Annotated in this window: 12 protein-coding genes; 6 read left to right on the top strand and 6 right to left on the bottom strand. The window is 74.2% G+C overall.

The window, feature by feature from the left end; translation table 11 throughout:
- Window positions 1-92 precede the first annotated feature (92 nt).
- Both amrb99_RS30235 and amrb99_RS30230 read left to right on the top strand, forming a co-directional pair.
- Complete coding sequence (locus amrb99_RS30235) at window positions 93-1,124, top strand: saccharopine dehydrogenase NADP-binding domain-containing protein (RefSeq protein ID WP_190862459.1); 1,032 nt, start codon at window positions 93-95, stop codon at window positions 1,122-1,124.
- 43 nt (window positions 1,125-1,167) lie between these two features.
- Window positions 1,168-1,812 carry a LysE family translocator gene (locus amrb99_RS30230; protein ID WP_190862457.1) on the top strand — a complete coding sequence of 215 codons (645 nt, stop codon included), beginning with the start codon at window positions 1,168-1,170 and terminating at the stop codon, window positions 1,810-1,812.
- Here the strand turns inward: amrb99_RS30230 and amrb99_RS30225 are convergent.
- Window positions 1,809-3,212 (bottom strand): amino acid permease, encoded by a 1,404-nt coding sequence (locus tag amrb99_RS30225; protein WP_241756079.1) that lies wholly within the window; start codon window positions 3,210-3,212, stop codon window positions 1,809-1,811. The genes amrb99_RS30230 and amrb99_RS30225 overlap by 4 nt on opposite strands.
- A 175-nt stretch (window positions 3,213-3,387) precedes the next feature.
- Between amrb99_RS30225 and amrb99_RS30220 the strand changes: the two genes are divergently transcribed.
- Window positions 3,388-4,347: an alpha/beta hydrolase gene (locus amrb99_RS30220; RefSeq protein WP_190862455.1), complete on the top strand. Its 960-nt coding sequence runs from the start codon at window positions 3,388-3,390 to the stop codon at window positions 4,345-4,347.
- 28 nt (window positions 4,348-4,375) lie between these two features.
- On the opposite strand, the gene amrb99_RS30215 is transcribed toward amrb99_RS30220, so the two are convergent.
- The 4 genes from amrb99_RS30215 to amrb99_RS30200 all read right to left on the bottom strand — a co-directional run bounded on the left by amrb99_RS30215 (window position 4,376) and on the right by amrb99_RS30200 (window position 9,366).
- Window positions 4,376-6,082, bottom strand: coding sequence for a serine/threonine-protein kinase (locus amrb99_RS30215; protein WP_190862452.1), 1,707 nt, complete (start codon window positions 6,080-6,082; stop codon window positions 4,376-4,378).
- A 153-nt stretch (window positions 6,083-6,235) separates the two neighbouring features.
- Window positions 6,236-7,582, bottom strand: coding sequence for a DUF4389 domain-containing protein (locus tag amrb99_RS30210; protein ID WP_190862449.1), 1,347 nt, complete (start codon window positions 7,580-7,582; stop codon window positions 6,236-6,238).
- A gap of 54 nt (window positions 7,583-7,636) precedes the next feature.
- A complete protein-coding gene (locus amrb99_RS30205) occupies window positions 7,637-8,599 on the bottom strand; it encodes a quinone oxidoreductase (RefSeq protein ID WP_190862447.1) in 963 nt (320 codons plus the stop codon).
- 65 nt (window positions 8,600-8,664) lie between these two features.
- Entirely contained in the window at window positions 8,665-9,366 is a 702-nt protein-coding gene (locus amrb99_RS30200; RefSeq protein ID WP_190862445.1) for a TetR family transcriptional regulator, read from the bottom strand.
- A 254-nt stretch (window positions 9,367-9,620) separates the two neighbouring features.
- Between amrb99_RS30200 and amrb99_RS30195 the strand changes: the two genes are divergently transcribed.
- The 3 genes from amrb99_RS30195 (at window position 9,621) to dnaE (ending at window position 13,948) form a co-directional block, all read left to right on the top strand.
- Window positions 9,621-9,902, top strand: coding sequence for a hypothetical protein (locus amrb99_RS30195; protein WP_347256927.1), 282 nt, complete (start codon window positions 9,621-9,623; stop codon window positions 9,900-9,902).
- Window positions 9,903-10,284: 382 nt separating this feature from the next.
- Window positions 10,285-10,560 carry a DUF6504 family protein gene (locus amrb99_RS30190; RefSeq protein ID WP_190862441.1) on the top strand — a complete coding sequence of 92 codons (276 nt, stop codon included), beginning with the start codon at window positions 10,285-10,287 and terminating at the stop codon, window positions 10,558-10,560.
- 1 nt (window position 10,561) lies between these two features.
- Window positions 10,562-13,948: a DNA polymerase III subunit alpha gene (dnaE, locus tag amrb99_RS30185; protein ID WP_347256926.1), complete on the top strand. Its 3,387-nt coding sequence runs from the start codon at window positions 10,562-10,564 to the stop codon at window positions 13,946-13,948.
- A gap of 47 nt (window positions 13,949-13,995) precedes the next feature.
- Here the strand turns inward: dnaE and amrb99_RS30180 are convergent.
- Window positions 13,996-14,369 (bottom strand): hypothetical protein (locus amrb99_RS30180; protein WP_206700157.1); only part of this gene is annotated, 374 nt, incomplete at its 5' end.

The following is a 14,369-nucleotide window of genomic DNA, read 5'->3' as shown; positions in this document are numbered from 1 at the left end:
CGAATGGACATGGTGGCTGGATCCTCGGGCATGGGGAGTCTCCCGCGCTCTCCCTACGGTGATCGCAGAGAGCACATCGACAGGGAGGCACCATGAGAATCGCCGTCTACGGAGCGAGCGGGTTCACCGGAGGGCTGGCGCTCGCCGAACTGCGCCGCCGGGGGATCGAGGCCGTCGCCGTGGGACGCGACCGCGAGCGCCTGCGCGCGGCCGCCGAGCGCGCCGGCGCCCCGGACGCCGACCTCCGGATCGCGGGCCTTGAGGACCACGCCGTCCTCACCGAGGCGTTCCGCGACTGCGACGCCGTGATCAACTGCGCGGGACCGTTCGCGCTGTGGGGCGAACCGGTCGTGCGGGCCGCGATCGCCGCCGGATGCCACTACGTCGACACCACGGGCGAGCAGGGCTACCTGCGGCACGTCCTCGACACGTTCGGCGCGGACGCCGCGCGCGCCGGGGTGACGGTCGTCCCGGGCCTGGCCGACGACGGCGGGCCCGGCGACCTGATCGCCGCGCTCGTCGCCGCCCGCCTCGACGACGTCGACGACCTGCTGGTCGCCGACCTGCGGCGGCCCGGCGCGGTGTCGCGCGGCACCGCGCGGTCGATGGCGGCGGCCGACGGCGCGGCGCCGCTGGAGTACCGCGACGGGGACTGGGTCCCCGCGCCCGCCGGCGACACCGGCCGGACGATCGCCCTGCCCGGCGAGCCGGAGAAGGTCGCGGTCGCGCCCTTCGCGCTGCCCGGCGTCGTCACCGTCCCGCGCCATGTGCGGGCGCGGCGCGTCCGGGCCGCGATCCGCACCGAGGTCGCCGCCCTGTTCGGGAGCTTGACCAGCGAAGCGGTGGAGAGCGTCCCGGAGCGTCCGGACGAGGCGTCCCGGGCGGGCGCCCGGTGGCTCATGCTGGCCGAGGCGTCCGACCCGTCCGGACGGACCGTGCGCGGTGTGGTCACCGGGACGGACGCGTACGGGACCACCGCGGTGATCGCGGTCGAGGGCGCGCGGCGGCTCGTCGCGGACGGGGCGCCCGCCGGGACCCGCACGCCCGCCGAGGCGTTCGACCCGGCCGATCTCCTCGGCTTCCTGGAGGCGTCCGGCGCGACCTGGCGGGTCGAGACCGCGTGAAAACCGGTGGGCGGGCGGGAAGTCCGGTGCGTACTGTTCGTCCATGATGTCGACCGGGCACCTGCTCGCCTTCTCCGCGATGGCGCTGGCCATCATCGTGATCCCCGGCCCGACGGTGCTGTTCGTGGTCGGCCGGGCCCTCGCGCACGGCCGCGGCACCGCCCTGACCAGCGTCGTCGGCAACGAGATCGGCGCGCTGGCGCTGGTCGCCGCCGTCGCGCTGGGGATCGGCTCGATCGTGGAGCGGTCCGTCGTGGTGTTCACCGCCCTGAAGCTCGCGGGCGCCGCCTACATCGTGTACCTCGGCGTCCAGGCGTTCCGGCACCGCCGGTCGCTGACCGAGGCGATCGGCGGCGCGGGCGGCGCGTCCGGCCGCAGCCGCGCCCGCGACCTGTGGCAGGGCTTCGTCGTCGGGGCCACCAACCCGAAGACGACGGTCTTCTTCGCCGCGGTGCTGCCGCAGTTCGTGGACCGCGGGCGCGGGCACGTGCCGCTGCAGATGCTGGTGTTCGGGCTGATCTTCGTGGTGATCGCGCTGCTGTGCGACAGCTGCTGGGGGCTGGCCGCCGGCGCCGCGCGCGGCTGGTTCGCCCGGTCGCCGCGCCGGCTCGCCGCGATCGGCGGCACCGGCGGCCTGATGATGATCGGCCTCGGCGTCGCCATCGCCGCGACCGGCAGGAAGGACTAGGGCGCCTTCGTGAGGGCCGGGGGAGCGGCGACGGGCGGCTTGCGGCCGAACCGCGCGCGCAGCGGGTAGCAGGCGGCGACCACCGCGAGGCTGACGAGCGAGGCGATCAGCTGCGACCGCTGGGCGTGCATGAACGCCATCGACACCAGCACCGCCAGCAGCGCGGCGACGACCAGCCACGACAGGTACGGGTACAGCCACATGCGGTAGGTGAGGCTGCCCGGGTCCTCGCGCCGGAGCCGGGCGCGCAGCCGCAGCTCGGACAGCATGATCGACACGTAGACGAACGCGAGGATGACCCCGATCGAGTTCATCAGGAACTTGAAGACCTGGTCGGGCGAGGTGTACGAGGCGATCACCGCCGCCCAGGCCGCGACCGTGCCGAGCAGGATCGCGCGGACGGGGACGCCGCGCCGGTTCAGCCGCACCAGCCCGGCGGGCGCGTCCCCGTCCCGGGTCAGCACGTACAGCATCCGGGACGAGACGTAGATCGCCGAGTTCAGCACCGACAGCACCGCGGTGAGGATCACCGCCTGCATCACGGTGCCGGCGGCCGGCACGTCCAGCCGGTCCAGGGCGCTGACGAACGGGCTGGTCAGCACCTTGGCGTCGTTCCACGGCAGGATCGACACGACGAGCAGGATGGACAGCACGTAGAACAGCGCGACGCGGTACAGCACGTTGCCGGTCGCCTTCGCGACGGCGCGGCCCGGCTCCTCGCTCTCGGCGGCGGCGACCGTGACGATCTCGGTGCCGCCGAACGCGAACATCACCGCCACGATCGCCGTGAAGATCGCCTTGACGCCGTTGGGGGCGAAGCCGCCGTGCCCGGTGAGCACGTCCAGGCCGCCGGGGGAGTGGGGCCACAGGCCGGCGACCCAGAGCACGCCCAGCACGAGGAACACCAGGATCGCGGCGACCTTGATCGAGGCGAACCAGAACTCGAACTCGCCGAACGAGCGGACCGAGACCAGGTTGACCGCCGTCATCACCACCAGCAGCGCGGCCGCGAGGAACCACTGCGGCAGGTCGATCCAGCCCGCCAGGATCGCCGCGCCGGCCGTCGCCTCCGCACCGACGAGGATCACGTACAGGTACCAGTACAGCCAGCCGATCGTGAACCCCGCGAACGGGCCGAGCGCCATCCGCGCGTACTCGGCGAGCGACCCGGCGACCGGCCGCGCCACCACCATCTCGCCGAGCGCCCGGAGCACGCACAGCACCAGGACGCCGGCCGCCGCGTACGAGACGACGGCGGCGGGCCCGGCGGTGCCGATCACGGCGCCGCTGCCGACGAACAGGCCCGCGCCCACCGCGCCGCCGATGGCGAGCATCGTCATGTGGCGGCGGCGCAGTCCCGTCCGCAGCCGGGTCGAGCGGTCGTCGGTGGTGTCGGTCATCGCTCCTGGTTCCGTGTCCGCTGCCGGGGGTCGCGACCCGTGACGGGGTCGTCACTCACCTTAGGGGACTTCCGGACCTCTGCGACCGACATATCGGACGTCCGGATAGGGGGCTCCGAGCGGCACGCGCCCTGGCCGTACGCTGTGGGGCGGGCGGTACGGCGAAGGAGACGCGATGGACGTGACGGAGGACGTGCTCGGCCCCGGATACGAGGCGATCGAGCTGCCGATGGGACACGACGCCGAGGGCGAGGTCGTGGCGACCCTCGTCCGGCGGCGCGGCGCGGAGCCGTCCCGCCGGGCCGTGCTGTACCTGCACGGGTTCGTCGACTACTTCTTCCAGGCCCACCTCGCCGACTTCTACCTCGGCCTCGGCTTCGACTTCTACGCCCTCGACCTGCGCAAGTACGGGCGGTCGCTGCGGCCGCACCAGACCCCGAACTACGTCGAGAGCCTGACGGAGTACTTCCCGGAGATCGACGAGGCCGTCCGGATCGTCCGGGACGTGGACGGGCACGGCACGCTGCTGCTGAACGGGCACTCCACCGGCGGGCTCATCGCCGCGCTCTGGGCCGACCGGGCGAAGGGCAAGGGCCTGGTCGACGGGGTGTTCCTGAACAGCCCGTTCCTCGACATCAACGAGTCGGCGCCGATGCGCACGATCGGTGCCGGGCTGGCGCGGGCGCTGCGGCCCCGGTTCCCGAAGGCGGCGCTGCCCGCCGGGGTGAGCGACCGGTACCCGCGCAGCATCCACCGCGACCACGAGGGCGAGTGGGACTTCGACCTCGCCTGGAAGCCGATCGAGGGGTTCCCGGTGCGCGCGGCGTGGCTCGCCGCCATCCGCCGCGGCCAGCTGCGCGCGCACCGCGGGCTGGACATCGACGTGCCCGTCCTGGTGATGGCGTCCGCGCGCAGCGTCCGGCCCACCCGCAAGGTGCTCGACGTCACCGGCGCCGACGCCGTCCTGGACGTCGCGCACATGGCGAAGTGGGCGCCCCGGCTCGGCCCGCACGTCACCCTCGTCCGGATCGACGGCGGGCTGCACGACCTGACGCTGTCGGCGGAGCCCGCCCGCGGCGAGGTGTTCGCCGAGCTGGCCCGCTGGATCGCCGGGTACCTGCCCGCCGACGGGTGACGACGCCGGCCCGGCCGGGTGCCCCCGGTCAGCCGGTGATCTTGGAGAGGTCGAAGTCGTCGAAGCCGACGACGCTCTTGTCGGCCTGGTTGCCGCCCCGCTCGATCTGCAGCCTCGCCCCGCCGTTCGGCAGCGGCTGGTCGGCGTCGGTCTTGTCCACGACCTGCTTCCCGTTCACCCAGAGCCGCAGCCGGACCTTCTTGCCGCCGTCCTCGCCCTCGCAGGCGACCTGCAGCTTGTTCGGCCCCTTCTTGGCGAAGCCAGGGACGGAGTCGGGCGAGGCCAGCTCCTTGGAACCGAGGGCGGCGCTGGTCTTGCGGAGCGTCGCGCCCTTGCCGTCGTGCCGGACGAGGAACGTGTACTGCTGCTTGCCGTCGTCGCCCGACCGGCACGCCATGCCGTAGTGCGCGTCCGGCGCGCCCTGCCAGACGGTGACCGTGACGGTCATCAGCATCTTCTCCGGGACGTCCTTGGGGTCCTTGGGCACGTCCCGCGACCGCGAGGAGCTGTAGTTGTCGACGTCGAGCCAGTACTTGCCGTCCTGGTAGCCGTACTGGCTGGTGTAGGCGCCGCCGCTCCAGCCGGAGTCCTGGCTGGAGAAGTCGTCGCTGAACACGGTGGCGAGCTTGTCGGGCGGGCCGTCCGGGCGGAGCACGGTGAACGCCACGACCGCGGCGACGACGGCCAGCGCGGCGACGGCGGCGCCCGCGATGATCAGCGGACGCTTCGGCACGCCGCCGGACCCGCCCGGCCCGCCGGCCGGACCGGGGTCGCGGCGCGTGGCGTCCGCCTCGAACAGCGTGGCGGGGGCCGGGTGAGCGTGCGGCGCCTGCACGGTCTGGTCCGTCCTGGTGCCGTGCCAGCTCGCCTGGACGGTCTGCGCGAGCACGGCCGGGTCGGGCGTCTGCCCGGCGCCGACCAGGCGGCCGAGCAGCTCCTGGACGGACGGCCGGTTCCGCGGGTCCTTGTCGAGCGCGGCGGCGACGATGTCGCGCAGGCCCGGGTCGAGGCCGTCGAGCTTCGGCTCGTCGTGCGCGACCCGGTAGAAGATCTCCGGGACGGTGCTCCCGGAGAACGGCGCGGTGCCCGTCCCGGCGTAGGCGACGACGCAGCCCCAGGAGAACACGTCGGAGGCCGGGGTGACCGGCTCGCCGCGCAGCAGCTCGGGCGGCAGGTAGTTCGGCGTCCCGACGAACTGGCCGGTGCGGGTGGGGCCGTCGGCCGCGTCGAGGGCGCGGGCGATGCCGAAGTCGATCACGCGGGGGCCGGTGGACGACAGCAGGACGTTGGCGGGCTTGAGGTCGCGGTGCACGATCCCGGCGCCGTGGATCGCGGCGAGCGCGGTCGCCACGCCGACCGCCAGGCCCTCCAGGTCGGAGCCGGGCAGCGGGCCCCGCTCCCGGACGGCGCTCTCCAGGCTCGGTCCGTCGATGTACTCGGTGACCACGTACAGCGGGTCCCGGTCGAGCTCGGCGTCCACCACGGGCGCGGTGCAGAACCGGCGGACCTGCCGCGCGGCCGTCACCTCGCGGCGGAACCGGTCGCGGAACGGCGCCTCCCCGGCCAGCTCGCGGTTGATCACCTTGACGGCGACGCGCCGCCCGCCGGCCTCCTCGCCGAGGTAGACCGTGCCCATGCCGCCGCGGCCGAGCCGTCCCACCAGCCGGTAGGGCCCGAGCCCGGTGGGGTCGTCGGGGCGCAGGGCCTCGCCGTTCTCTCCTGCGTGCGTGGTCATTGGTGTGAAGTTCCTGGGAGGGGGTTTCCGGACGTTGCCGGTGGTTTCGGGTAGCACCCTAGTGGCCGCCGACGTTTCAGACGCGCGAAGGACCGGCCGGGTTCGCCCGGTCCAGGCGGTTCCGGCGGCCCGGCGGCCCGGCGGCCCGGCGGGTCAGCGGGCCCGGCGCGCGCGGGGCAGCGTGCGGAACGGCGGGATCTTCTCGCCGGTGAGCCCGAACGCGTACGCCACGACGCGGCTCGACCAGCGCTGGCAGCCGACGGCCAGGCCGTAAAGCGGGCGCGGGTACCGGCCGGTGAACGGGATGACCACCCAGCTCACCAGCATGACCAGCACCAGCGCGGTGTACATGAGCAGCATCACCAGCAGGTGCGGGATCACCAGCAGCCCGCGCAGCAGCGTGAACCAGCGCCGCGGCCCGCGCCACACCTCCGGGAACGGCAGGTCGACCACGACGGTCTCCTCGTCCGGCCCGGGGGAGGCGGCGGCCTTCGCGGGCGGCGCGGCGGCGGGCGCGCCGTCGCCGAGCGCTCCGGTGCCGGACGGCTCGGCGGGACGCGGCTCCGGGACCTCCGCCGGTGCGGGAACGGGAGCGGGCGCGGGCGGCGGCGGGGCGGGCGCCCCCTCCGGACGCCGCCAGGCCGCCGAGACCGTCTCCGCGGTCCGCGCCGGATCGGCCGCCTCCTGCCCGACGAGCCGGGCGAGGAGCCGCTCGGCTGTCGGCCGCCTCCGCGGGTCCTTGGCGAGCGCGGACCCGACGATCGCGCGCAGCCTCGGGTCCAGGCCGTCCAGCACCGGCTCCTCGGCGCCGATCCGCCGGAACGTGTCCGCGACCGACTCGCCCTGGAACGGCGGGCGGCCCGTCCCGGCGTACGCGATGACGCAGCCCCAGGCGAACACGTCCGACGCCTGCTCGACCGGCCCGCCGTGCAGCACCTCGGGCGCGATGTAGGACGGGGTGCCGACGAACTGGCCGGTGCGGGTCGGGCCGTCGGGGGCGTCGAGGGCGCGGGCGATGCCGAAGTCGATCACGCGGGGCCCGGTGGACGACAGCAGGACGTTGGCGGGCTTGAGGTCGCGGTGCACGATCCCGGCGCCGTGGATCGCCGCGAGCGCGGTCGCCACGCCGACCGCGAGACCCTCCAGGTCGGAGCCGGGCAGCGGGCCCCGCTCCCGGACGGCGGCCTCCAGGCTGGGGCCGTCGATGTACTCGGTGACGACGTACGGCGGGTCCTGGTCGAGTTCGGCGTCCAGCACGGGCGCGGTGCAGAACCGGTGGACGCGGCGCGCCGCCGTGACCTCCCGGCGGAACCGGGCGAGGAACGCCGGCTCCCCGGCCAGCTCGCGATTGACGACCTTGACCGCGACCCGGCGCCCGTCCGGCTCGGCGGCCAGGTACACGGTGCCCATGCCCCCGCGGCCGAGCCTGCCGAGCAGGCGGTAGGGCCCGAGGACGCGGGGCTCGTCCTGATCGAGGGGGTCGGCGGTCTGAGTCGTCATGGAGGCAAGGTTAGGGGAGCCGGCGCCCCGCTGATCATCATTAGGGGATGATCGTCAAGGGACGAGGAGCAGCTTCCCGGTGGTGCGGCGCGCCTCCAGGTCGGCGTGCGCGGCGGCCGCGTCGGCGAGGTCGTACCGCTTCCCGATGTGCAGCTCCAGCGCGCCCGACGCGATCCAGCCGTACACGTCGGCGGCGCGTTCCAGCAGCTCCTCGCGGGTCGCGGTGTAGTGCGCCAGCGTCGGCCGGGTCAGGAACAGCGACCCGGCCGCGTTCAGCCGCTGCGGGTCGAACGGCGGCACCTTCCCGCCCGCCGCGCCGTACAGCGCGAGGACGCCGCGCCGCCGCAGGCTCGCCAGGCTGCCGTCGAACGTGGGCGCGCCCACACCGTCGTACACCACCGCGACGCCCTCGCCGCCGGTCAGCTCCCGCACCCGGTCGGCGAAACCGTCGTAGTCCAGCACCTCGTCGGCGCCCGCCTCGCGCGCCGTCCGCTTCTTCTCCGGCGTCGAGGCGGTCCCGATGACGCGCGCGCCCGCCGCCTTGGAGACCTGGGTGAGCAGCAGGCCCATCCCGCCCGCCGCCGCGTGCACGAGGACGGTGTCGCCGGGCTTCACCTCGTGCACCGAACGGGTCAGGTAGTGCGCCGTCATGCCCTGCAGCAGCGCGGCGGCCGCGTCGTCCAGGCCGACGCCGTCCGGGACCGGCACGACCTTGTCCGCCGGGACCACGGCCTTCTGCGCGTACGAGCCCTGCACGTTCGACCACGCCACCCGGTCGCCCACCGCGACATCGCCGACGCCCTCGCCGACCGCCGCGACCGTCCCCGCGCCCTCCACGCCCGGCACGTACGGCAGCGGCTGCGCGTAGGCGCCCGTCCGGTAGTACACGTCGATGAAGTTGACGCCGCTCGCCGCCACGTCGATGAGCACCTCCCCCGGGCCGGGCACCGGGTCGGGACGCTCGCCGGGCACCAGCACCTCGGGGCCGCCGCTCTCGGAGACGACGATCGCGCGCATTTCCACTCCTGCCGTTCGGGGAACCTACGACAACGGCGAACCCGGTGCCCGCGCGGGCTATTCCGTCAGACCCAGTCGCGCATCGTGCGTTCGACGAGCGCCACCGCCTCCTCGACCCGGGCCGCGACCGTCTCGGGGTCCCAGATGTCCTGCCGCGCGCAGTCCTCGAACGCGACGCGCGTCGCCGACGAGTAGAACGCCACGACGATCCGGGGCCGCAGGTCGGCGAGCGGGTCGACGCCCTCCCGCCGCGCGATCTCGTCGGCGAGCTTGCTCTCCGCGGCCTTGTACCGCGCCATCTGCGCCGAGATCAGCGTCGGCGTCGCCTCGATCACCTGCCGCACCCGGCGGAACCGCTCGCTGTCGGCCGGATCGCTCCCCGCGATGGTGCGCAGCACCACCCGCAGCGACTCGAACAGCGCGGTGAACGGGCGCTCCTCCGGCGGCCGCGCCGCCAGCGCGTCCTCCAGCACCTGGTCGTGCTCGGCGAGGAAGCTCGTGACGACGTCCTCCTTGGTGGCGAAGTAGCGGAAGAACGTGCGCTGCGACACCTCCACCGCCGCCACGATCTCGTCGATCGTCGTGGCCTCGTAGCCCTGCGCGAGGAACAGCTCGAGCGCCGCGTCGATCAGCGCGAGCCTGGTCCGCTGCTTCTTGCGCTCGCGCAGCCCGGCCAGCTCGTGCCCGGCGCGGTGCGGGGCGTCCTCGTGCTCCGGCGGATCGCCTTCCGGTGGATCCGGCTCCTCGCCGGCGGGGGCGGCGGTCATCGGCTGACTCCTTATCCGGGCCGGGCGCCGGACGCCCGTCTCAGAGAGGCTTCTATCACGGACGCACCCTCCGGATCCGAACCGGGTTCCGTTCGCTGGAACCCGTACAGGGAGAACACCGTCCGACTCTCTGTGTTTCCCTGCGCGGCGCGCCGGTTCGGGTCATCCTGAGAGCCGGTCACCAACCGTCGCCGCCCGATCGCCCAAGGTCGCCCGGCAAGACGGTCCGGTCCATGCTGAGGCGGCTGATACGGGTGTCTGTAGTCGAGGGACGAGAGATCGCCGAGGTGCGTCGCCGGCACCTGGCGGCCCTGGCGGGCGAACTCCACGCCCGGGGTCTGACCTGCCGGTTCGCCGGACCCGGCGAGAGCGTGCTCAGCGTCCACGGCGCGGGCGCCGACCGGCAGGTCATGGTCGTCGCCACCCCGGTCGGCACCGGCTGGTCCTACCTCTGGCCCGGCGGCGGCATGGCCGACGTCACCACCGCCCCCGACGTCGCTGTGTCCATTTGCATTGCCCTTGGCGTCAGGCCCTAGAGGGCCTTCCTTCAACGGGCAATGCGTGCGATCGCTGCATCGCTTCGACTCGCCCTGGGGGCTCGCTGCGCGATCAAGTTCTCGCAAGCTCGAACTTGGCTTCGCTCGCGATCGCGACGGTTCGGGCCGCCGCGTGGCTGGGCTGCCGGTTGAGGTGGCCCCGCCAGTCCGCCAGTCCGCCGGTCCGCCGGTCCGCCGGTCCATATCGGTCGAGGTGGAGCGCGTCGGTGGCGTGACCAGGGCGTCGGCCGGGGGCCGTGCCGGCGGTCGCGCGGACCCCGCCTTGCCCGGTGGTCGCCGGGGTCTCTAGACTCGGTCGCGAACGTATGTTCGAACGGCCGCATGCTCCTTCCCCCGTGCGGCGAGCACGAGGGGGAGGCAGATGACACGCGTGTTCGGCGACCCGGTGGACGTCTGGGTGAGCGACGGGCGTCCGGTCCGGTTCGTCTGGCGTGGCCGGCTCTACCGCGTCCGGCGGGTCCTGGAGCACTGGGTCACGACCCGCGACTGGTGGCGGGAGCAGCATCCCGACGGCGAGGCCACCGGCGAGCGGGAGTTCTGGCGGGTCGAGGCGACCCCGGACCGGGAGATCGGGGTCTACGAGCTGCGTTACGACGCGGCGTCCGACAGCTGGCTGCTATCCCGGGTATGGGATTGACGTGCACCTTCACGTCGCTTCGGCGTATTCGCTCCGGTACGGCGTGGCGCCGCCCGCCGCGCTGGCCGCGCGCGCGGCCGACCTCGGCCTGGAGACGCTCGCGCTGACCGACCGGGACGGGCTGTACGGCGCGGTGCGGCACGTCCAGGCGTGCGACGCCGCGGGGATCGGCGCGGTCGTGGGCGCCGACCTCGGCCTCGCCGGCGGCGAGCGGGTCGTGGTGCTGGCCGAGGGCCGCGCCGGATGGCGGTCGCTGTGCCGGCTGGTCACCGCGGCGCACGCGGCGGGCGAGCGGGGGCACCCGGTGACGACCCGGGAGATGATCGGCGCGCACGCCGAGGGCCTCGTGGTCCTCCTCGGCCCCGCCTCCGACGTGGGAAAGGCCGTCGCGGCGCGGCGCCCCGACCTCGCGTCCCGGCTCCTCGACGCCTGGCGCGCGGCGGCCGAGACGGTGATCGAGATCGTGGACCACCACGACGTGGGGGACGGGCACCGGGCTGCGCGGACGCTCGCGCTCGCCCGTGCGTCCGGGGTGCCCGCGGTGCTCGCCAACGCCGTCCGGTACCTGGAGCCCGCCGACCATCCGGTGGCGCAGGTGCTGGACGTGACCCGGCGGCTCGTCCCGCTGGACCGCCGGCACCTCGACGACCGCACCGGGCACGCCTACCTGAAGTCGGTGCCGCAGATGCGCCGGGTCGCCGAGCTCGCCTGCGGCCCGGACGAGGCGGACGAGCTGCTCGCCGAGACGCGGCGGCTGTCGGAGCGGTGCGTCCTGGATCCGGGCCGCGACCTGGGGATGGACGCGGTGCACCTGCCCGAGACGGCCGGCGACCCGCAGGCCCGGCTCGCCGCCCGCTGCGCGGAGGGGATGGCCCGGCGCGGGCTCGAAGGGTCCCGGCGGGCGGAGGCGCGGCTCGCCGACGAGCTGGGCGTGATCGCCCGCAAGGGGCTCGCCTCGTACTTCCTCACGGTCGCCGACGCCGCCGCGCTGATCCGGTCGCGCGGCATCCGCTGCGCGATCCGCGGCTCGGGCGCGGGCAGCCTGGTCAACCACCTGCTCGGCATCGGCGACCTCGACCCGCTCCGGCACGACCTGGTCATGGAGCGGTTCCTCGCCGACAGCCGCGAGGGCCTGCCGGACATCGACCTCGACGTGGAGTCGGCGCGGCGGCTGGAGGCGTACGAGGCGCTGTTCGACCGGTACGGCGCCGACGGCACCGCGTGCGTGTCGATGATGGAGACCTACCGGGCGCGCAGCGCGATCCGCGACGTCGGCAACGCCGTCGGGCTGCCGCCGCAGGAGATCGACGCGATCGCCAAGGCGTTCCCGCACATCCGCGCGAGCCAGATCGGCGCCGCCCTGCGGGACCTGCCGGAGCTGCGGCAGAGCAACCTGTCGCAGGGCCGCCTCGACGTGCTGTTCCGCATCGCCGAGCGGCTGGACGGCCTGCCCCGGCACATCGCGATGCACCCGTGCGGGGTGCTGCTGTCCAACGCGACGCTCCGCGACCGGGTGCCGGTGGAGCAGAGCGCGCTCGGGTTCCCGATGAGCCAGTTCGACAAGGACGACGTCGAGGCGATGGGCCTGCTGAAGCTCGACGTCATCGGCGTCCGGATGCAGTCGGCGATGGCGCACGCGGTCGCGGAGGTCGCGCGGACCACCGGCGAGGAGATCGACCTGGAGGCCGTCCCCCGGGACGACCCCGACACCTTCGCGCTGATCCGCACGTCCCGCACGCTCGGCTGCTTCCAGATCGAGTCGCCCGGCCAGCGCGAGCTGATCGGCCGGCTCCAGCCGTGGAACCTCGACGACCTCGTCATCGACATCTCGCTGTTCCGCCCCGGGCCGGTCAACTCCGACATGGTGTCGCCGTTCCTGGACGCCCGCGCCGGGACCCGCGCCCCGGACTACCCGCATCCCGACCTCGAACCGGTGCTGCGGGAGAGCCTCGGCGTCGTCGTCTTCCACGAGCAGGTGCTGCGCGTCCTCGACGTCATGACCGGCTGCGGGCTGTCGACGGCGGAGGCGGCGCGGCGCAGCCTGAACCACGAGCGCGGCCAGGCCGTCGTCGGCGCCTGGTTCCGCGAGAAGGCCCTCGCGCGCGGCTACGACGAGCCGACCGTCGAACGGGTCTGGCGGACGCTCACCGCGTTCGGCGCGTTCGGGTTCTGCAAGGCGCACGCCGCGTCGTTCGCGCTGCCGACCTACCAGTCCGCCTGGCTGAAACGGCACCACACCGCCGCGTTCTACGCCGGCGTCCTCACCCACGACCCCGGCATGTACCCCAAGCGGGTCATCCTGGACGACGCGCGGCACTTCGGCGTCCCGATCCTGCCGCTGGACGTCAACCGGTCCGCGCCGCAATGGCACGCCGAACCCGTCTCCGCGGGCGGCGCCACCGGGATCCGCGTCGCGCTGAACGAGGTCAGGGGCATCAGCGACGCCGAGGTCGGCGCGATCGTCGGCGCGCGGCCGTACGCGTCGCTGACCGACTTCTGGCGGCGCGCCCGGGTGTCCCGCCCCACCGCCGAGCGGCTCGTCCTCGCCGGGGCGTTCGACGCGCTGTACCCGTCCGGCCCCGGCGGCGGGCCGGTGCCCCGCCGCGACCTGCTCTGCCGGGTCGGCGCCCTCGACCGCATCACCTCCCGGCCCCGCCGCTCCGGCGCCGCGCCCGTCGAGGGGCAGCTGCCGCTCGGCCACGAGGACGGCGACGGCGACCTGTCCGGCGTCGAGCTCGGCCTCGCCGAACCCGTCCCCCTCGGCGAGCTGCCGCCGATGACGCCCGCCGAGATCGTCGAGGCCGAGCTGGACGTCCTCGGCATGGACGTCAGCCGGCACGTCCTCGGCTTCTACGACGGCCTCCTCGACGGCCTCGGGATCGTCCGCGCCGCCGCGCTGCCGGACCGTCCCGCCGGATCCGACGTCCTGGTCGCCGGGGTGAAGGTCGCGACGCAGACCCCGGCGGTCCGGTCGGGCCAGCGCGTCATCTTCGCCACGCTGGACGACTCCACCGGCCCGGTCGACCTGGCCTTCTTCGAGTCGGTGCAGGAGCGCTGCGCCGCGACCGTGTTCGGCTCGTGGCTGCTGGTCGTCCGGGGCCGCGTCCGGCGCGCCGGGGCCCGCGCCGTCTCGATCACCGCGACCGCCTGCTGGGACCTGAACACCCTCGCCGAGGAGTGGCGGCGCGGCGGCCCGGACGCCGTCCGCGCCGCCATGGCCCGCCGCGGACCGCAGGCCCGCCCGGTCGGCCGCCGCGTCGTCCAGCCGACCGGTTTCGCGATGTCCCCGTACTCCGACATCGGCCATGCCGGACCCGCCGCCAAACGTCCCCCGCGCGCGCCCCTCTGGCACACCAGCGGAGGGTCGTCCGGCCCGCCCCCGAACTAGCCGCTAGGCCGTGTTTCAGAAGTCGTTGGGCGGGCTGGTTGGCCGCGTTATCGGTGGGCTAGCCAGATGATGGCGTCTTTGGCGATCTTGCTTGGGTCGGTTTCGGTGGTCAGTTGGTGGTCGCTGCGGCGGGCGTCGCGGTACTCGACTTCGTAGCCGCCTTCGTCCAGCAGGGAGATCGAGGCGTACCAGGCGGGGTCGTCTACGAGGGGTTCGATGGTGATGAAGGTGTTGTCGGTGGGGTTGAGGTCGCCGATCAGCATGAAGATCGCGTCTTCGGACGGCTCGTCGACGAAGTCACCGTTCTCGGTTTCGGCGCGGTGGGAGGCGTTCTCGACGGCAAAGCGCAGAGCCATGGCGGGTCCCGTCACCTGGAGTGCTTGATCGGCACGGTCAGGATGGCACAGGCCCTGGTCGCAGC

The sequence above is a fragment of the Actinomadura sp. RB99 genome (assembly GCF_014706005.1).
GTDB lineage: Bacteria > Actinomycetota > Actinomycetes > Streptosporangiales > Streptosporangiaceae > Spirillospora.
This window is presented reverse-complemented; position numbering and strand designations above follow the sequence as displayed.

What these genes read in the sequence shown, in the direction of transcription:
- amrb99_RS30225 (WP_241756079.1), bottom strand. Translation starts at nt 3,212, where the DNA reads ATGACCGACACCACCGACGACCGCTCGACCCGGCTGCGGACGGGACTG.
- amrb99_RS30230 (WP_190862457.1), top strand. Translation starts at nt 1,168, where the DNA reads ATGATGTCGACCGGGCACCTGCTCGCCTTCTCCGCGATGGCGCTGGCC.
- amrb99_RS30235 (WP_190862459.1), top strand. Translation starts at nt 93, where the DNA reads ATGAGAATCGCCGTCTACGGAGCGAGCGGGTTCACCGGAGGGCTGGCG.
- amrb99_RS30210 (WP_190862449.1), bottom strand. Translation starts at nt 7,582, where the DNA reads ATGACGACTCAGACCGCCGACCCCCTCGATCAGGACGAGCCCCGCGTC.
- amrb99_RS30200 (WP_190862445.1), bottom strand. Translation starts at nt 9,366, where the DNA reads ATGACCGCCGCCCCCGCCGGCGAGGAGCCGGATCCACCGGAAGGCGAT.
- amrb99_RS30205 (WP_190862447.1), bottom strand. Translation starts at nt 8,599, where the DNA reads ATGCGCGCGATCGTCGTCTCCGAGAGCGGCGGCCCCGAGGTGCTGGTG.
- amrb99_RS30190 (WP_190862441.1), top strand. Translation starts at nt 10,285, where the DNA reads ATGACACGCGTGTTCGGCGACCCGGTGGACGTCTGGGTGAGCGACGGG.
- amrb99_RS30220 (WP_190862455.1), top strand. Translation starts at nt 3,388, where the DNA reads ATGGACGTGACGGAGGACGTGCTCGGCCCCGGATACGAGGCGATCGAG.
- amrb99_RS30215 (WP_190862452.1), bottom strand. Translation starts at nt 6,082, where the DNA reads ATGACCACGCACGCAGGAGAGAACGGCGAGGCCCTGCGCCCCGACGAC.